Source organism: Amycolatopsis rifamycinica, assembly GCF_000695625.1.
GTDB classification, from domain to species: domain Bacteria; phylum Actinomycetota; class Actinomycetes; order Mycobacteriales; family Pseudonocardiaceae; genus Amycolatopsis; species Amycolatopsis rifamycinica.
The window spans coordinates 20,453-40,827 of record NZ_JMQI01000044.1; the positions used below are offsets into that span (position 1 = coordinate 20,453).

2 protein-coding genes are annotated in these 20,375 nt (G+C 75.5%); both read right to left on the minus strand.

Annotated elements, in window-relative coordinates; translation table 11 throughout:
* Positions 1–4 precede the first annotated feature (4 nt).
* Positions 5–2,206 (minus strand): ACP S-malonyltransferase, encoded by a 2,202-nt coding sequence (gene fabD / locus DV20_RS21025; RefSeq protein WP_043782833.1) that lies wholly within the window; start codon positions 2,204–2,206, stop codon positions 5–7.
* Complete coding sequence (locus DV20_RS44990; protein ID WP_043782835.1) at positions 2,203–20,364, minus strand: SDR family NAD(P)-dependent oxidoreductase; 18,162 nt, start codon at positions 20,362–20,364, stop codon at positions 2,203–2,205. The genes fabD and DV20_RS44990 overlap by 4 nt, the downstream gene beginning before the upstream one ends.
* Positions 20,365–20,375 lie beyond the last annotated feature (11 nt).

Here is a 20,375-nt window from a genome sequence, read left to right on the forward strand (position 1 = left end):
CGGGTCAGGGGCGCGAGAACGCGGCGAGGTGCTCGGCCGCGCCGTCGAGCAGCAGCAGGCCGATCTCGTCCACGTGCCGGCGCCGCCACGGTTCGTGCGGGGTGCCCCGCACCCACTGGTTGAAGGACCCCAGTGCGGGTCCGGTGTGCACCTGGTAGTTGACTTTGTCGCCGGGGCTGCCTTCGAGCGCAATCCGCGCGCTGTAGCCGAAGTAGCGCCGGAACACCAGCGCCATCTTCTGCTTCGGCTGCCGTTCGGCCTGCGCCAGCAGCTCGGCCCGGCCGGTCGCCCGCAGGTGCCGGGCGACCTCGGCCCAGACCTCGTCCAGCGGCTTGCGGAAATAGGTGCGCTCCAGCTGCGCGCGGGTCTTGGCCGGCAGGTCGTCGAGGCTGTCGTAGTGGGTGTAGAGCGCGTGCAGCTTGTTCCCCCGCGACGGGAAGAACACGCCCTTGCGCAGGACCTGCACCTTGCTGCCGAGCTCGAACATGTCCCCGGCCGGCGCGTAGTCGGTGTCCTGCACGTCGATGCCGGCGAGCATGTCCTTGACCGTGTCGCTGGTCGCCGCCTCGACCGTGCACTGGTTGACCGAGCCGGTGAGCACGTAGTCCGCGCCGAGCACGAACGCGGCCGCCACCGCCGCGGGTGTGCCGATGCCGCCGGCCAGGCCCATACAGATCGGCTCGGCGTAACGGTGCTCGGCCGTCACGCGGCGGCGCAGTTCGAGCATCGCGGGCAGCAGCACGGTCGGGATGCCGCCGTCGGTGTGCCCGCCGGAGTCGGCCTCGACGGTGATGTCGTGGCTCATCGGCACCCGCCGGGCCAGCTCGGCCTGCTCGGCGGTGAGCGTGCCGTCCGCGCGCAGCCGGTCCAGCACCGCGTCGGGCGGCGGGGCCATGAACGCGGCCGCGACCTCGGGCCGCGACACCTTCGCCATGATGCGGTGCCCGCACACCGGCTCACCGCCGGGCCCGCGGCGCAGGCCGGTGGCCCGGTAGCGCACGAGCGCGGGCGTCATCCGGATGAACGCCGACGCCTCGACCAGCCGGACGCCGTGCCGCAGCAGCACGTCCACCACGGCCTCCTCGGCGGCGGGGTCGTCGTGGTCGGCGATGAAGTTGACGCCGTAGGGCCCGTCCGGCCCGAGCGCGGCCTGGACCTCCTTGATCCCGCGTTCGATCTCCACCGGGTCGAGACCGCCGGTGCCGAGGAACCCGAGCATGCCCGCGCGGCCCAGCCGGGCGACCAGCTCCGGCGAGGCGATCCCGCGGTACATCCCGCCGGCGACGTAGGCGTAGCGCAGACCGTGCCGCTCGCGGAAGACGGCGCTGCCCAGGTGCTGCGCCCGCGGCGCGGGCGACGGCGCGCGGGACGCGGCGCGGGTCTGCTCGACCAGCTTCGTCAGCACGGTGCCGCCCAGCTCGACGAACTCGGTGACCCCGACGTCGAGCAGGTACCGCACGGTTTCGGTCCAGCGCACCGACTGCACGATCTGGTCGGCGAGCATCCCCGCCGTCGCCCCGGCGGCGTACGGACGCGCGGTGCTGTTCGCGATCACGGGCACCCGGGGCGTGCCGAGGTCGAAGCTGTCGAGGCACCGGCGGAACTCCTGCTGCGCCGGGCGCATCAGCGCGGAGTGGAACCCGCCGGACACGCGCAGCCGGACCCAGCGCAGCCCACGGGCCTGCAGGTACCGGCCCAGCTCGTCGATCGCCTCGGCGTCGCCCGAGACGACGCACTGCTCCGGCGAGTTGTCGTTGGCGACGGCGAGGGTGGTGAACCCGCCCTCGCGCAGCAGCTGGGTGACCTGGTCGCGGCCGAGGCCGGTCACCGCGATCATCCCGCCGCCGCCCGCACGGGCCATCAGCTCGCCCCGGCGCCGGACCAGGCGCAGCCCGGTCTCGAAGCCGAACGCGCCCGCCGCGTGCAGCGCGCAGTACTCGCCGAGGCTGTGCCCGGCGTAGAACGCCGCTTCACCGCCGTTCTCCTCACGCCACCGGCGGTGGGCCAGCGCACCGACCACGAACAGCGCCGGCTGGGTGAACTCCGTGCGGTTCAGCTCCCGCCGCGGGTCCTCCAGGCACAGTTCGCGGATCGAGTAGCCGAGCAGGTCCGAGGCCCGTTCGGTCTGCTCGGGGTAGGCGTCGAACAGCTCGCGGCCCATGCCCTTCACCTGGGCACCCTGGCCGGGGAAGATCACCGCTTTCACGCCAGGCTCCGTTCGAACTCGTCCAGGCTGATCGCGCCTTCGCCGGCGGCCTCGATCAGCCGGGCCAGGAACTCCTCGTCGGGGTCGGCCGCCTCGGCGGGGTCGGCCGCCTCGGCGGGCCGCGGCCCGTCGAGGGCCCGGACGCGGAACCCGCGCAGCCGCAGGCAGATCTCGCCTTCGTCGTCGCACACGTCGATGTCGAGCGCGTACTCGCCGGGGGCCGCCCCGTCCGCGGCGAAGCGGACGACAGCCCACCCCGTGGCCGGCAGCGGGCGCAGCACGCGGATCTCGTCAACCGAGTGCGGCAGCGCGGCGGGCACCGCTTCGTCGCCGTCGGCGGCGAACAGGCCCAGTGCGCTCTGGAACGCGGCGTCGAGCAGGCTGGGGTGCAGCACGAACGCCGGGTCGGCCGCGGCCTCGGCCGGCCGCCGCAGCCGCGCCACCGCGAGCTCGGCCCCGCTGTGCAGCCGCTCGATCGTCCGCAACGCGGGACCGTAGCCGAGGTCCAGCCCGCCGAACCGCGCGTAGCACTCCCCCGCGTCGAGGACGCGTCCGTGGCACCGCTCGACCAGGGCCGGGATGTCGTGGCGCGGCAACGGTCCCGGGTCCGTCCCGGCGGTCAGCACGCCGTGGCCGTGCACGACGTCCCCGCCGTCCGGACCCGTGGTGCACACCCGGTAGGCCAGTGCGCCGTCCCCGTCGGCCGAGAGTCCGATGTGGACGTCCGTGGCCGACTCGACCGGCAGCGGCCGGTCCCAGGCGACGCCGGCGAACGACCACACGCGGTCGCCGCCCGCCAGCCGGGCCGCGGCCAGTGCCATCTCCAGGTGGGCCGCCCCGGGCAGCACCGGCACCCCGCGGACCCGGTGGTCGGCGAGGAAGAACTCCCGGCCGGTGAAGCGGGTGGTGTAGCGCGGCCCGCTCAGGTCCGAGGTGTTCGCGTGCACGAGCGGGTGCAGCTTCGCCGCGCCGGTCCCCGCCACCGGAACGCTGGTGTCGAGCCAGTAGCGCTTCAGCCGGAACGGGTAGGTCGGCAACGGGATGCGCCGCCGCGGGCCGGTGTGCCACCGGCTCCAGTCGACGTCGGCGCCCCGCACCCAGGCCCGCAGGGCCGCGGCCGGGTCCGGGCCCGCCGGTGCCGCCGGAACGCCGTCGCGGGCGACCCGGCCGGTGACGACCGTGCTGCTCGGTTCCCCGCGCAGCCACGATTCCAGCCCGGCCGCGAGCTCGGCGACACTGCCGGCGACACAGCCCAGCCGCTCGGTCATCGCCGTGCGCCCGAGCTGGGACGTGAAGGCGATCGAGGCCAGGTCGGAGTCGTCGTAGCGGCCCTCGCGCAGCGCGGCGACCCAGTCCTCCACCAGGGTGCGCAGCACCTCGGGGTGGCTCGCGGACACCACGACGGGCAGCGGACCCGCGGGCGGTGCGGCGGGGACCGGCTTCGGCACGTACTCCTCCAGCACGACGTGCGCGTTCGCGCCGCCGAAGGCGAAGGAGCTCACCCCGGCGCGGCGCGGCAGTTCGGCACCCGCGGCGTCGACCGGCGCCGGCCACGGCTGCTTCTCGCGCACCAGGAAGAACGGCGTGCCGTCGAGCTTGACGTACGGGTTGACCGTGTCGCAGTGCAGGCTCTGGACGAGCGTGCGGTGCTTCATCTGCAGCAGCACCTTGATCAGCCCGGCCACGCCGGCCGCGACCTCCAGGTGCCCGATGTTGGTCTTCACCGACCCGATGCCGCAGTGCGGGGCGGCCACCGCCGCCCCGGCGTCGGCGTAGAGGTCGCGGAAGGCCTCCTTGAGGCCGTTGATCTCCACCGGGTCGCCGAGTTTCGTGCCGGTGCCGTGAGCCTCGACGTAGCCGACCGTGCGCGGGTCGATCCCGGCCTTCCGGTACGCGGCGCGGATCACCGCGGACTGCGCCTTCGGGTTCGGCGCGGTCAGCGAGTTCGCCCGGCCGCCGTGGTTTTCGGCGGTGCCGCGGATCAGGCCGTAGATGTGGTCGCCGTCGCGCTCGGCCGCCGACAGCTTCTTCAGCACCAGCATCCCGACGCCCTCGCCCCGCGCGTAGCCGTCCGCGTCGGCCGAGAAGGTCTTGCTCCGGCCGTCTTCGGCGAGCATCCCGGCCTTGCTCATGCTGATGTGCAGGTCCTTGCTGAGCACGGTGTTGACGCCGCCGACGATGGCCATGTCGGACGTGCCGTCCTGCAGGGCGCAGACCGCGCGGTGGGTGGCGATCAGCGCGCTGGAGCAGGCGGTGTCGACGGGCTCGCTCGGGCCGTGCACGTCGAGGAAGTAGCTCATCCGGTTCGGCCCGAGGCACGGCGCGGCCCCGGTGGCGTCGTAGGGCTCCACGACCGGCGAGTACTTCGCGACCATCGTGGGGTACCCGGTGCTCGCGGTGCCGACCACGATCGCCATGTCGCTGCCCGCCACGGACTCGGCCGCGTAGCCGGCGTCTTCCAGTGCCTTCCACGCGTACAGCAGCATCAGCCGCTGCTGCGGGTCCATCAGCTCGGCTTCGCGCGGGGAGATGTCGAAGAACAGCGGGTCGAAGTCGCCGACGCCGTCGATGAACCCGCCCCACTTGACGTTGCTGGTGTTGGGCTCGGTGACCGGGTCGCCGTAGCACTCGCGCCAGTCCCAGCGATCGGCCGGGATCTCGCTGATGCAGTCGCGTCCTTCGGCCAGGTTCCGCCAGAACTCGGCGATGTCCCCGGCCATCGGGAACCGGCCGCTCATCCCGATCACGGCGATCGGCTCGGGTCCTTCCGGCGCCGCTTCCGGTACGGCGGCTTCCACCGCGGCGGCTTCCGATGCGGCGGCTTCCACCGCCGCGGCTTCCGGTTCCGGCGGGGCGGCGCGGCCGCCGAGCCGGTCCGGGTGGTGCGCCAGCAGGTAGTCGGCCAGCCCGTCGAGCGTCGGGTACTCGAACAGCAGCGTCGGGTCCAGCGTCAGCCCGAACCGCGCGTTGACCTCCGCCACCAGCTCGGTCAGCGACAGCGAGTCCACGCCGTACCGGCTCAGCTCCCGGCCGCCCTCGATCCGGTCGGCCGGCAGGCGCAGCACCGCCGCCGTCAGCTCCGTCAGCTCGGCCAGCACCGCCGTCCGCGGCGCCGCGACCGGCTCGGGCGCCGGAGCCGGTTCGGGGGCCGGTTCGGGGGCGAAGACGGCGCCGTGGTGCTCCGCCAGGTAGGCGGCCAGGCCGTCGAGGGTCGGGTACTCGATCAGCAGCGTGGGCACCAGGTTCAGGCCGAACTCGTCGTTGAGCAGGCCGACGAAGTCCACCAGCGAGATGGAGTCGAACCCGTACTCGGCGAGGTCGACCGCGCCCTCGATTTCCTCGGCCGGCACGTCGAGCAGGCGCGACACGCGCTCGGCCAGCAGTTCCACCAGGCCGCCGGGTTCGGGCACGGCGGACACCTCCTTTTCGGTGACGGGTGCGGGGGCGAGCAGGGTCCGTTCGATCCGCTCGCGGTCGCCGTACATCACGAGCACGTGCGGTGCGCCGCTGCCGTAGGCGTGGTGGAGCGCCGCCACCCCGGCCGCCGACGGCATCGGCACGATGCCCACGGTGTCCCGCATGGACTGTTCGGTCGCGGCGCCGACGCGCATGCCGCCGTCGGCCCACAGCGGCCAGCCGACGCTGAGCGTGTGCCCGTGCCGCTCCCCGGCGGCGACCTGCGCGGCCCGCCGGGCGGCGAATTCGTCGAGGAACGCGTTGGCCGCGGCGTAGTCGGCCTGGCCCGGGTTCCCGGACACCGACAGCGAGGAGAAGGCGATGAAGAACTCCAGCCGCGTACCCGCGGTCGCCTCGTCGAGGTTGACCAGCCCCGCGACCTTGGCGGCGAAGACGGCCCGCAGGTCGGCCGCGGTCTTCCTGGCCAGGTAGCCGTCGCGCAGGACGCCGGCGCAGTGCAGGACGCCGTCCAAGCCGCCGTGCCCGGCCACGACGTCGACGACGCAGCGCTCGACCGCGGCCCGGTCCGCGACGTCCAGCTGCCGGTAGCTCGCACGGGCCCCCGCCGCCCGCAGCTCGTCGAGCAGCGGGGCCGGTTCCTCGGGCGAACGGCCGCACAGCACCAGCACCGGCGCGGTGACGCTCGTGGCGATCTCCCGGGCGAACACCCGGCCGAGGCCGCCCGCGCCCCCGGTGATCAGGTAGACCCCACCGGCCCGCCACGGCCGCACGGAGGCCGTCTCGGGCAGCGCGCTCCACCGGGCGACCTCCCGGCGGCCCCCGGTTTCCCGGACCACCACATCGTCGGCGGCAGCGGCAGCGGCTTCCCGGCGCAGGCGAGCGGCCACCTCGCCCGCGTCGGCGGCGGGCGCCACGACGACGAGCTGGGTGAGCACCTTCGGGTGCTCGCGGCGCGCGGTGCGCAGGAGCCCGGCCAGTCCGGCGTACGGCTGGTTTCCGGCGTCGTCGGGCAGGACGACCTGCAGCAGCACCCGGCCGTCCCGGCTCGCGGTGACGGCATCCTGCAGCCGCCCGAGCAGCTGCCCGGCCTGCCCGGTGAACGCGGCAGCCAGGTCCCCGCCACCGGACAGAGCGGTGCAGGGCACGCCGAGGTGCGCGCCGATCTCGGCCGCGTCGGGGCCACCGGTGCCGGCGAGCAGCACCTCGTGCCGGACGGGCGACGGTGTCGCGGCGGCCGGGCCGGCGGGGTGCCAGCCGGGGCGGGCCAGGACGAGCGAACCGGCCTCTTGGCCGCCACCCCGCCGGGGACCGCCGGGCTCACCGACCTCGGCCGCGTGAGCACCACCAAGACCGGCGGGGAGTGGCACGCCGCTCGCCTCGGCCGGGTTCACCTCGGTACCGACCGCGCCGGCCTCGACCAGTTCCCTGCGACCCGGCAGGGCGGAACGGACCTCCCCGGCCGCGTCCACACCACCGGACCCCGCCGGGGTCCCGCCGCCAGGCAGGGCGCGGAACGTGAACCCGAGCAGCCGCACGCACACCTCGCCGTCGTCGGTGCAGAGGTCGATGTCCAGGCGGCGGACCGTGCCCGGGCGGTCGTTCGCCGAGGGGCGGATCACCGCCCAGCCGGTGGCCGGGGTCGGGGCGTGCACCCTCACCTCCGTGAGGGCGAACGGCAACGCCGCCGTGACCTCGTCCGCGCCTTCGGCCAGGGCGAGCCCCAACGTGGCCTGCAGCGCGGAGTCGAGCATCGCGGGGTGCACCGTGGCGCCGGCGGCCGCGCCCGGGCGGCGCAGGCGCGCGACGATCAGGCCGTCGCCGAGGTCGAGCCGCTCGATGCCCCGCATGTCCGGCCCGAGGCCCATCTCCGTGCCGTCGTACACGGCATAACAGGCGTCGCGGTCGAGGGTGCGGCGGGTGCACTCCGCCCGCAGCGCCGCGATGTCGAGCCGGGGCGGCGCGGCGGGCGCGGACGGCTCGATCCGGCCCTGGCCGTGCGTGACCGGCTCGCCCGTGCCGGTCGTGGCGATCCGGTAGCCGAACGCGCCGCCGTCCTGCGGGTCGAGGGTGATCTCCGCGGTCGTCGGTGCCGTGATGCGCGCCGGGCGGGTCCAGACGACGTTGCGCAGCACCACCCCGGCCCGCGGGAAGCCTTCGGCTTCGGCGGCGGCCCTGGCCAGTTCCAGGTAGACGACGCCGGGCAGCACCGGCACGCCGGAAACCCGGTGGTGGTCCAGGAAGAACTCGCGGCCCGTCAGCTCCACGGCGTAGGTGCGGTCACCGAGTCGCTTGTGGACGGTCAGCGAAGCCGAAGCCGAAGCCGGCTCGGCAGCGGCCGGGACGTCCGGCGGTGCGGTGATCCAGTACCGCTCCCCGCCGAACGGGTAGCCCGGCAGCGGCACCACCCGGAACCCGCCGCCGAACAGGCCGCCCAGGGTGGTGAGCTCGCCGCGCACGTACCGCTGCGCGGCCTCCGGCGGGGTCAGCCCTCGCGGATCGACCGGCTCGGGGTGCTCGCCGGGCACCGTCCCGGTGACGACCGGCCCGGCGTGGCCGTCGCGCAGCCACGCCCGCATGGCCTCGGCCCACTCCGCGACGTCCCGCGCGACGCAGGCCCACCGCCGGGTTTCGTGCCGCCGGCCGGTCGCCAGGGTGTAGGCGACGTCGCCGAGGTCGAGGTCCCGGTGGGTTTCGACGTGGGCGAGCATCCGCTCGACGTGGGTACGCAGCGCCCGCTCGTCCTGCGCGGAGAGCACGACGAGCCACCGGTCCCGCGCCGGGTGCGCCGGGCCTTCGAGCGCGGGCGCTTCCTCGAAGACGGCGTGCGCGTTGGTGCCGCTGGCGCCGAAAGAACTGACTCCGGCGCGGCGGGGCCCGGACTCCGGCCGCGGCCAGTCCCGCAGCTCCCCCGGCACGTGGAACGGGCTGCCCGCCAGCGGGATCGCCGGGTTGGGCCGGGTGAAGTGCAGGGACGGCGGTATCTGCCGGTGGTGCAGCGCGAGCAGCGCCTTGAGGGCGCCGGCGACCCCGGCGGTGAACTGGGTGTGCCCGAGGTTGGTCTTGATCGACCCGAGCGCGCAGCCGCCGTCCGGTGCGCCGTCGAACGCCTCGGCGAGGGCACCGAATTCGATCGGGTCGCCGAGCGGCGTACCGGTGCCGTGGGCCTCGAGCAGTTGGACCCCGCCCGGGCGGACCCCCGCGGCGCGGTGAACCTGGCGAACCAGGTCCACCTGAGCTTGGGCGCTCGGCGCGGTGATGCCGTGGGTGGTGCCGTCCTGGTTGACGCCGGACCCGCGGATCACGCCGTAGACGTGGTCGCCGTCGCGCCGGGCGTCGCTCAGCCGCTTCAGCACCAGGACACCCGCGCCTTCGCCCGGCACCATGCCGTCCGCGGCCGCGTCGAACGTGCGGCACCGCCCGGTCGGCGAGAGCATCTTCGCGGTGGCGGAGTACTCGTAGAGCCGCGGCGTCGCCTGGACGAACACGCCACCGGCCAGCGCCATCGACACCGTGCCCAGCCGAAGGCTGTCGCAGGCCAGGTGGATGGCGACCAAAGAACTGGAGCAGGCCGAGTCGACCGCGACCGCCGGCCCGGACAGGTCGAGCAGGTAGGAGATCCGGGACGCGATGACCGAGGCCATGTTGCCCCACATGGTCTGCGGCGGCCGCTCGTCGCCGATCAGCTGGTGGTAGTCGCCCGGGTAGGCGCCGACGTAGACGCCGCACGCGCGGTCGGTGAGCCGCTCGCCCGCGTAGCCGGCGTCCTCCAGCGCGTGCCAGCACTCTTCGAGGAACACGCGCTGCTGCGGGTCGGTGTGCACGGCCTCGGTGCCGGAGACGCCGAAGAACAGCGCGTCGAAGCGGGCCGGGTCCTCGAGGAAGCTGCCGTACTGGCGGCCGGTCTTCGGGCCCAGGCGCCCGGTCAGGTCCCAGCGGGTCACTTCGCCGACGAGGTCGTCGCCGGCGGCCAGGTGCGCCCACAGGCTCTCGGCGTCCGGGCTGCCGGCGAACCGCGCGGCCATGCCGACGACCGCGATGGGCTCGGTGGTGGCCGGCGACGCGCCCGGCAGCGGGCTCGCCGGGGTCGCCCCGCCCGGCCAGGCACTGCGGCGCTGGAACGGGTAGGTCGGCAGCGGGGTGCGCCGCACGTCGCGCCCGGCGAACAACGCCGCGGTGTCCAGGTTCCCGCCGTCGCACCAGGCCGCCCGGATCCGCTCCAGCCCGGCGTCCGCCGCCGGGTGCTCGGTCCCGTCCGCCAGCCAGGATTCCAGCCTGCCCAGCAGGGTTTCGCGGTCGGCGGCGGCGAAGGCGACGCGTTGTCCGAAGTGGACACGCCCGGTCGCCAGGGTGTGGCTGACGTCGCGGAGCACGGCGTCCGGCGTCGCGGCCAGGTGCCCGGCCAGCGCGGCGACGAGCTGCCGCAGCGGTTCGGGCCGGGGCGCCGACAGCACGAACAGCAGCTCGCGGCCGTCGTCCTCGCGCGGCGCGGGCGCGGGCGGTTCCTCGACGACGACGTGGGCGTTGGTGCCGCTGAACCCGAACGAGCTGGTCGCGGCGACCAGCTTGCCGCGGGCGTTCGGCTCCCACGGCCGCAGCCGCGTGTTGACGTGGAACGGGCTGCCGTCGAGCCGGATCGCCGGGTTCGCCTCCTCGTGGTGCAGCGACGGCGGCAGCATGCGGTGGCGCAGCGCGAGCACGATCTTCAGCAGCCCGGCCACGCCCGCGGCCGACATGGTGTGGCCGATGTTCGTCTTCACCGAGCCGAGCGCGCAGCCGCGGGAACCCTCGGCGGGGCCGAACGCGCGGACCAGGGCCTCGGTCTCGATCGGGTCGCCGAGCTTGGTGCCGGTGCCGTGCGCCTCGACGTACCCGATGTCCGCCGGGTCGACGCCGAAGCGCTCGTGCACCTGCCGGATCAGCCGCTCCTGCGACGCCGCGCTCGGGGCGGTGATCCCGTTGGTGGCGCCGTCCTGGTTGACCCCGGATCCGCGGATCACGGCGTGGACGTGGTCGCCGTCGGCGAGCGCGTCGGCGAGCCGCCTGAGCACCACCACTCCGACGCCCTCGCCCGGGACGAAGCCGTCGGCCGCCGCGTCGAAGGTGTGGCAGCGGCCGGTCGGCGACAGCATCCCCGCGCGCCCGGCCGTCAGGTGGGTGCGCGGCGTGGTCAGCACGGCGACGCCGCCGGCGATGGCCAGGTCGACCTCCCCGCTCCACAGCGCCTGGCAGGCGAGGTGGACGGCGACCAGCGAGCTGGAGCAGGCCGTGTCGACGGCGATCGCGGGCCCGCGCAGGTTCAGGTGGTAGGCCACCCGGGCGGGCACGATCGACGGGGCGTTGCCCCAGGCCGCCTGCGCCGGCGGCCGCCCGTCGAACCAGGCGGTGTAGTCGCCGCCGGTGCAGCCGGCGTAGACGCCCGCGCGGGTGCCCTCCAATGCGGCGCCGACGTACCCGGCGTTCTCCAGCGCCGTCCACGCCTGTTCGAGGAACAGCCGCTGCTGCGGATCGGTGTGGGCGGCCTCGCGCCCGGACATCCGGAAGAAGCGGGCGTCGAACTCGTCGATGCCGTCGAGGAAGCTGCCGGACCGGCACGCCACGTCCGTCCACTCGGGACCGGAGGTGTCCCAGCGCTCGATCGGGCCGACCAGGTCGTCGCCGTCGGCGAGGTGCGCCCACAGCGCGTCGAGGTCGGGCGACTGGGCGAACCGGCCACTGATCCCGATGACGGCGATCGGCTCCCCCGCCACCGGGGCGGCGGGCGCCGGGTCAGCGAGCGCCGGAGCCGGCTCGTCGCTCGCCGCCGGGGCCGCGCCGGGCAGGGCGGGCCGGTGCTCGTCCGCGATGTGCGCGGCGAGCTGCTCGACGCTGTGGTGGTCGAAGATCACCGTGGTCAGCAGGTCGAGCCCGAGCGCGGTGTTGAGCTGCCGGACGAAGCCCGCGCCGACGATCGAGTCGAGGCCGTAGTCGGCGAACGCGCGGGCCGGGTCGATGGCGTCCGCGGGCATCCGCACCGCGTCGGCGAGAGCGCGGAGCACCACGGCGGCGACCGCGGCCACCGGCGCCGGCTCGGCACCGGGGGCCGGCTCGGCCGCCACCGGGATCGGCGCCTCGGGCACCGGCGACGGTGAAGGCACCGGTGATGGCAGGGCGCGCGGCCGTCGGGCCACGCCGTCGCTGTGGGCGAGCAGCACCTGCTGCCCGAGCGGCTCGGCGTCGGCCGCGGGGTGGCTGACGGCGGTGAACCCCTCCTGCTCCAGCACCGTCCGCCAGCCGGCCGGGGACAGCGCCGGGCCGTCCGGCACGCGCAGCTCGGGATCGGTGTGGGCCCACCAGCCGTCCAGCAGCCCGAAGGTCAGGTGGTTGACGAGGTAGAACCCGCTGATCTCGTTGAGCGCCAGCAGCCCGTCGCCGCGCAGCAGGGCCTTGACCCCGCGCAGCGTCGCGCGGACGTCCGCCGTCGTGTGCAGCACGTTGGCCGCGATGACGACGTCGAACGCCCCGGGCTCCAGGCCCTGGCCCTGTGGCGGTTCGGCGACGTCGAACACCCGGTAGGTGAGGAAGTCGTGTCCGGCGCCGAAAGTGTCTTCGGCGCGGTGCAGGAACGCCCGTGACACGTCGGTGAAGCAGTATTCGGCGATGGGCAGGCCGGCCCGGGCGAGCCGGTCGAGCACCACGCGCGTGGTGCCGCCGGTGCCCGCACCCGCCTCCAGCACGCGCAGCCGCGCGCCGGGCTCGGCCGCGAGCCGCGCCCGCAGGAAGCCGGCGACGTTGTCGGCCAGCACGGTGTTGAAGTGGTCGGCGACCCGGTTGTCCCGGTACACGCCCTCGACCAGGTCGAAGGAGCCGTCCGGGAACAGCACGCCGGTGGCCGGAACCTCCCCGCGCAGCACGGCGGGCAGGGCGGGCACGGTCCGGCCGAGCAGCGCGAGCGGCGTGCGCAGGTCGGGGTTGGCCGCCGTCCAGCGCTCCGCCGCGCGTGGCCACCCGGCGCGGCACGCCTCGGCGTCCGGCACCGCCGCGGTCCAGCGGCCCGCGTCGTCGAGCAGGCCCTGCTCGGTGAGGACCCGCAGGGTCGGCGGCAGCCAGCGGGCGAGCCGGCCGGCCGCCGGGAGGTCCGCCGCCGCGGCGAACCCGGCCGCGCGCAGTTCGGCGGCGACCCAGCGGGCCAGCGCCGCGTCGATCTCGGCGGGCACCGGACCCGCCTGGTACGCGGCGAGCGCCGCGGGCAGCGGTGCCCCGGCCGGGGCGGTGGGCACGGACGGCGCGCCGGGGTGCACCACCGCGGTCTGCCCGGTCAGCACGCCCTCCACCGGCAGCGGCCGGCCGAGCCGCAGGTACCCGATCTGGTCGAGCGGCCCGGCGAGCAGCGCTTCCAGCGCGGCCATCGCGGGGCCGGGCTCGATCGGCGCGAGGCCCGTCGCCGCCAGGTCCTCGAGCAGGTCCTCGGTGACGTTGCCCCAGTAGCCCCAGTTCACCGTCTTCACCGGGCAGCCCAGTGCCGCGCGCAGCCCGGCCGCCGCCGCGTCCACGTAGGCGCAGGCCGCGGCGTAGTGCGCCTGGCCGGGGTTGCGGATGAAGGTCACCAGCGACGACACCAGCAGGACGAAGTCGAGTTCGAGCCCGGCGAAGACGTCCGCGAAGTGCACGCAGGGGTCCACTTTGGACGCCAGCGTCGCGGCCAGGTCCGGCTCCGCCAGCTCGGCGAGCGGGGTGTGGCTGAAGGTCATCGCCAGGTGCACGACGCCGTCGATCCGGCCGTACCGCCGCAGCACCTCGTCGCGGACCGCCCGCAGCGCGGCCGGATCGGCGGCGTCGGCGCGCAGGTAGTCCGGCGCCGGGCCGTCGATCCCGGTCCGGCGGGCGCGGATCTCGTCGTCCTCGGCCCGGCGGCCGACCCAGACCACGCGGGCGGCGCAGGTGCGGGCGAGGTGCTCGGTGAGCACGACGCCGAGGTCACCGGCCCCGCCGACGAGCAGGTACACCCCGCCCCGGCGGAACACCGGCGCCGCGGGCGCGGCCAGGTCGACCGGCAGGAGCCGGCGGCGCAGCCACTGCCCGCCGGCGCGCACGACCGGGTGCGCGCGGCGGTCGGCGGGCAGGCCGAACACCTCCGCGGGCCGCAGGGGCTCGTCGCCGGGCAGGTCGACGGCCCGGACCCGCCACCGCGGCTGCTCCTTCGCCAGGCCGCCGAGCAGGCCGTGCAGGCTCGCCTGCGCGGGGTCGCCCGCCCCGCCCGCCGGGTCGAAGGCGCCGCGGGTGAGCAGGGTCAGCTCGAAGTCCCGGTCGCCGTGCCGGGCCTGCAGCTCGGTGAGGACCCGGTGCATCCGCCCCACGGCGGCGCGGTGCCCGGCGATCCGGGTGGCCACGGAGCCGCCGGCCGGCGCCGGGAACGCCAGCACGGCCGCGCTTTCGAGCGGCTGCCCGGCCGGAGCCGCCTCGGTGCGGACATCGGCACCCCAGTCCCGCAGCGCGGCGACCTCGGCGGCCGCCAGCCCGACGGCGAGCAACCTGCCGGCGGGGGCCGCCGTTCCGGGCCGTTCGGCTTCCCAGACGGGGTACACGGTGAGTTCGCCCGCGGGCAGGGTGGCCGGCATCGGGCCGGAATCCGCCGCCGGCTCGGCAATGGACCCGCCAACCACCTCCCGAGCAGGCAGGGCGGCCGACACTGAGCCGGACTCCACCCCCGGATCCACAAAGGACCCGCCAACCACCTCCGGAACGGGCCGGGCGGCCCGCCCCGAGCCGGAGCCCACCGCCGACTCGGCAGCGGACCCGCCAACCACCTCCGGAACAGGCAGGGCGGCCCGCACCAAGCCGGAGCTCACTTCCGGCTCCACAAAGGACCCGGCCACCTTCGGAGCGGGCGCGGGCTCCGGATCACGCGACAACACCGGCTGGTCCGGCTTCGACAGCACGTCCGTGTACCAGTAGCGGTCCCGGGCGAACGGGTACGTCGGCAGCCCGACCCGGCGCGGGCGCGGGCCGTCGGCGTGCAGGCGGGACCACTCCACCGTGACGCCACCCGCCCAGGCCTCCGCGAGCGAAGCCAGCTTGCCGCGGGCCGCCCAGCGGGTCAGGGTCTCCTGGAATTCCGGGTCCTCCGCGAGGGCCGCCAGCGGGCCGGTGGGCTCGCCGCTGCCCGTGAACGTGTCCGGGGGCAGCGGTGCTCCGCCGACGTAGGCGTCCAGAGCCGCGTCGAGGGAGGCCAGGTCGGCCGCGACCATCGCGAACCGCGCGGGCATCGGCTCCCGGCCGGTCTGGAGGGTGTAGGCGATGTCGGCGAGGTCGGTGTCGCTCCACGAGCCGTCGCGCAATTCGTCGCGCAGGCGCTGCGCGGACTCGCGCAGCCGGGTTTCGTCCAGTGCGGACAGCACCACGACCTGGGGCGTGGCCGGGCGCGGCGGAACTTCGGGCACGATGTACTCCTCCACGAGCAGGTGGGCGTTGGCGCCGCCCGCCCCGAACGCCGAGACCACGCCGACGCGTGGCTCGCCGCCGGTCCGCGGCCACGGGGCGGCCTCGCGCTGCAGCACGAACGGCGTTTCGCCGAAGTCGATCTCCGGGTTCACGCTCTCGGCGTGCAGCGACGGCGCGAACGTGCCGTGCCGCATCTGCAGCAGGACCTTGCCGAGACCCGCGATCCCGGCCGCCGCTTCGAGGTGGCCGATGGCGGACTTGACCGAGCCGATCGCGCAGAAGCCGCGGTCCGCGGTGAACTCGGCGAACGCCGCGGTCAGCCCGGCCACCTCGATCGGGTCGCCCAGCGGGGTGCCGGTGCCGTGCGCCTCGACGTAGCCGACGCGCCGCGGGTCCACCCCGGCCGTCCGCAGGACGCGGCGGATCACCGCCGCCTGCGCCCGCGGGTTCGGCACGGTGAACCCGTGGGTGTGCCCGCCGTGGTTGACCGCGCTGCCCCGGATGACGCCGAGAATGCGGTCGCCGTCGGCTTCGGCGTCGGCCAGCGGGCGCAGCAGCACCGTGCCGACGCCCTCGCCGGGCACGTAGCCGTCGCCGCCCGCGCCGAAGCTGCGGCAGCGGCCGTCGCCGGAGGCGAACTGCGTCTGCCCGATCATCAGGTACTTGCTCGGGTGCAGCGACAGGTTGACCCCGCCGGCGATGGCCGCGCCGCACTCCCCGCGCCGCAGGGCCGCGCACGCGAGGTGGACGGCGGTCAGGGCCGAGGCGCACATGGTGTCGACCGCGACGCTCGGGCCGTCGGCGTCGAAGAAGTACGACACGCGGTTGGCGATCGACGCGAGGCTGCCCGGCACGACGACCGGCTCGCCCCGCACGGCCTGTTCGGCGCCGTAGAGCTGGTACTCGGTGTACATCGCCCCGGCGAACACGCCGATGTCGCCCGCGTCCGCGCCGACCCGGGCCCGCGCCGCGGCCCGCAGCGAGTCCCGCGTGTGGCCCGCGTCCTGCAGCGTCTCGTAGGCCGACTGCAGGAACAGCCGCTCCTGCGGGTCCATCGTGGCCGCCGCGGCCGGGGAGATGCCGAAGAACAGCGGGTCGAACTCGTCGACGCCGTCGAGGAAGCCGCCCCACTTGGCGTAGGTTTTGCCCGGGACACCGCGACGCGGGTCGTAGTAGCGCTCGTGGTCCCAGCGACCGGCCGGGATCTCGGTGACGCAGTCCACCCCGGCCAGCAGGTTGGCCCAGAACTCCCCGAGGTTGCGCGCGCCGGGGTAGCGCCCGGACATGCCGATGACGGCGATCGGCATGTCCTCACCGGACCGGGCCGGCACCGGCTCGGGCACCGGTTCCGCCACGACCGCCGCGCGGGCGGGCGCAGGTTCCGGCGCGGGTTCCGGCTCGGTCAGGCCGACCAAAGCGGCGAGGGCGTCCGGCTGGGTGCGGGCGAAGTGGCGGGCGAGCCCGTCGACCGTGCGGACCTCGAAGAACAGCGTGCTGCCGACGTTGCCGAACACCTTGCGCACCGCTTCGGTCAGCTGCACCACCAGGATCGAGTCGATGCCGTAGCGGTCGAACGTCACGTCGGCGCGCACCGACGACACCGGCAGCTGGAGGACTTCCGCGACCAGGCCGCGGAAGTGGTCGCGGGCCCGCTCCAGCAGCTCGGTCTCACGGTCGGTCCCCGCCCCCACCGGAGCTGGAGCGGGCACGGGCGCGGGTGCGGGTGCGGCCGGTTCCTCGGCGGCGACGGGCGCGAAGGCCGGGCCGCCGGCCGGGACCGGCTGCCGGACGACGCCGTCGCTTTCGGCGACGAACACCTGCTGCCCGAGGTCGTCGGCGCCCTCGGCCGCGACGAACGCCGTCCGGAAGCCGGTCTCCTCGAGGACGCGCAGCCAGTTGCCCGGGGTGAGGCCGGGTGAGCCGGGGATCCGCGGCGCCGGGTCGTCGTAGCGCCACCAGCCGTCGAGCAGGCCGAAGGTGAGGTGGCTGAAGAAGACGTTGTCGCTGAGCTCGTTGAGCAGCAGCACGCCGTTCGCGCGCAGGGCCGCCTTGGTGTTCGTCAGCGTGGCGCGGATGTTGCGGGTCGCGTGCAGCACGTTCGTGGCGACGGCGACGTCGAAGCTCCCGAGCTCGACGCCTTGCTCCGCCAAGGGTTTCTCGATGTCGAGGAGGCGGGGGTCGAGGTAGGGCGCGGACTCGCCGTATGCGCGGCGGGCGTGCAGCAGGAAGGCTTTGGAAAGGTCGGTGTAGCAATAGGTTTCGATGTGCTCGCGCCACGGGGCCAGCCGGCGGAACAGCACCGCGCTGGTGCCGCCGGTACCCGCGCCGATCTCCAGGATCCGCAGCCGGGCCGCCGGGTCCTCGGCCACCCGGGCGCGCACGTGCTCGACGAGCGTGTCGGCGAGCACGTCGTTGAAGTAGTCGGCGACCGGGTTGTCGCGGTAGACGGCTTCGACGAGTTCCAAGGACGACTTCGGGAACATGACGTCGGTCGCCGGACGGCGGCCGGTGAGCACGTCGGTGAGCGCGCGCAGGGTCGTGTCCACGAGCACCGCCTGCGGGCGCTTGCCGTCGCTGTCCAGCCACGGCGCCCGGTCGAGGTCCCAGCGGCGCCAGGCGGCGTCGAGGTCGACCGGCCCGGCGTCGGCGGCTTCGTAGCGGCCGTCGCCGGTTTCCCGCAGCAGGCCCTTGCGGGCGAACACGGCCAGGGTGTGCCCGAGCCACCGCTCGTAGCGGGCCTCGATGCCCCCGGCGGCGAGCCAGTCGGCGACGGTACCGCCGTGGCCCGGCGCGAACAGGCCCAGGTGGCGCAGCAGGGCCCAGGTGATGCGGACCAGCGCGTCCTCCATGGACCGGCCGTGCCCGTCGGCGGCGGCGCGCACGCGCTCGATCTCGGCGCCGCGGTCGGGCCGCGCCGCGCGCAGCTGCGCGACGGGCGAGGTTCCGGTGCCGGGCAGGGTCGTGAGAACGCTGTCCTCGTAGCAGCCGGCGATGCTGCGGGCGTCGGCCGCCTTCAGCAGGGCCAGCCGGTCGTGCGGGGAGGTCAGCAGCCGGTCGAACGCGGCCATGCCCTCGGCCGGTTCGATGGAGCCCAGGCCCAGTCGCGCCATCCGCTGCCGGTAGCCGTCCTCGGCCACCACGCCGACGCCGCCCCAGTAGCCCCAGTTCATCACCTTCACCGGGCAGCCGAGCCGCTCGGCGAGCCCGTCGGCGTAGGCGTCGGCGAACGCGCAGCCCGCCGCGTAGTTGGCCTGCCCGGGCGCGGTGAAGAACGCCTGCATCGACGAGAAGAACGCGACGAACTCCAGCGGCTGGCCGGCGAAGGCCTCGGCGAGGTTGACCGCCACGTCCGCCTTGGCGGCGTAGGTGGCGCGGAAGCGCTCCTCGTCCATCCGCGCCACGCTCCGGTCGCCGAGCACGATCGCCGTGTGCAGCACGCCGTGCACCGGCCCGTGGCGCCGCACGATCTCCGCGCAGGCCCGGCGCAGGTCGGCCGGGTCGGTCGCGTCGGCGCGCACGTAGTCCGGTTTCGGCCCGTGGACGGCGATCCACTCCTGGTTCGCCGCGATCGCGGCGTCGAGCGGACGGCGGCCGATCCAGACCACCTGGGTGCCGTGGCGGCGCACCAGGTGCTCGGTCCACACGGTGCCGATGCCGCCGGCCCCGCCGATGGCGACGACGACGCCGCCGGGGGCCTCGGGCTCGGCGGGCGGCCGGGCGTCGGCCACCTCCAGCAGCCGCTGCCGGAACCACTCGCCGCGGCGGCGGGCGGCGACCGCGCCGCGCAGCGCGGCCGGCGGGTTCAGCACCGCGGCCCACGGCACCGGCTCGCCCGCGGCGACGTCGACCACCCGCACCTGCCAGTGCGGGTACTCCTTGGCGACCGAGCCGAGCAGGCCGTGCACGCCCGCGTGCGTCGCGTCGGCGAACGCGTCGCCCGGCACGCGGCACGCCTGCCGGGTGACCGCGGTGAACCCGATCTCGCGTTCGTCCGCCCCGGCGGCCAGCAGGGCCTTGATCCACCGGAAGACGGTGTACGCGCCGTCGGCTCCCTCGCGTTCCGGGGCGAGCCAGACGACGTGGTCGGCGTCGGCGGGCAGGTCCTCGACGTCCTCGGCGCCGACGACGGTCGCCCCGGGGCAGCGGGCGAGGAAGGCGTCCCGGTCGGCCGCACCGCCGCCGGCGAGGACCAGCCGGGTGCCGATCGCGGGGGCACACTCGACGTCGTCGGGCAGCGCGTCCCAGACCGGGGCGAGCAGGGCGGTGCGGACGCCCGCCTCCGCCGCCACGCGCCGGAAGGCCAGCCCGCGCAGGCGCACCGCGACGCGGCCTTCGTCGTCGCACACGTCGATATCCACTGTGTCCAGTGGAGTTCCGCTGTCCACTGTGGTCGCTTCGCCGGTGGCGCGCCGCACGTGCGCCCACATCGCCGCGGTGGTGGGCGCGAGGATGTCGACCGCGTCGACGGCGAACGGCAGGGCGGGCCGGCCCGCGTGCTCGGCGAGCGCGCCGGTCTCGTCGCCGAACAACCCGACGACCGCCTGCACCGCGCTGTCCAGCAGCGCCGGGTGCACGGCCAGGCCGTCGGCCGCGGCTCCGGCGGGCAGGACGAGTTTCGCCAGCACTTCACCGTCGCCGACGGCCAGCCCGTCGAGCGCGCGCAGGCGGCTGCCGTGGCCGATGCCGACCGCGTCGAGGGCCTCCCGGCACTGCCCGGCGGTCAGCGACCGGACACGACAGCGCTCGCGCACCCGGCCCAGCGGCACGGTCGCGGCGGGACCGGGTTCGGCGTACCGGCCGTGCGCGTGGGCTTCGGTGCCGTCGCGCAGCACGCGGAAGACGTCCCCGTCGCGCTCCACCGACAGCTCGGCCCCTTCGGCGCCGACCGGGAACGGCGCGGCCCACACGAGGTCGCGCAGCCCGACCGGGGTGAACGCGCCGGGCGTCACCGCACGCCGGGCGAACTCCAGCGAGAGCACCGCCGGCAGCACGGCCCGGCCGTTGACGTGGTGGTCGGCGAGGAAGAACTCCTCGCCGGTGAGCCGGACGCGGTGCCCGTTGGCCGTCTCCCCCGGCCAATAGCGCTGCCGCTCGTAGGGGTAGGTCGGCAGCGGCACGATCCGCCGGGCCGCGGCGGGGAAGGCTTCGGCGTACCGCACGGCGTCGCCGCGCACGAACGCCGCCGCCAGTTCCCGGGCGGTGGCGGGCGGCGCGGTCACCGCCGGTGGCGGGTCGGCGGGCGCCTCGCCGGTCAGCACATCCGCGTCCGCGCCGGAGAGCCAGGACCGCAGGCTCCGCGCGAGCGCGGCCGGGTCCCCGGCCACGGCGGCGAGCC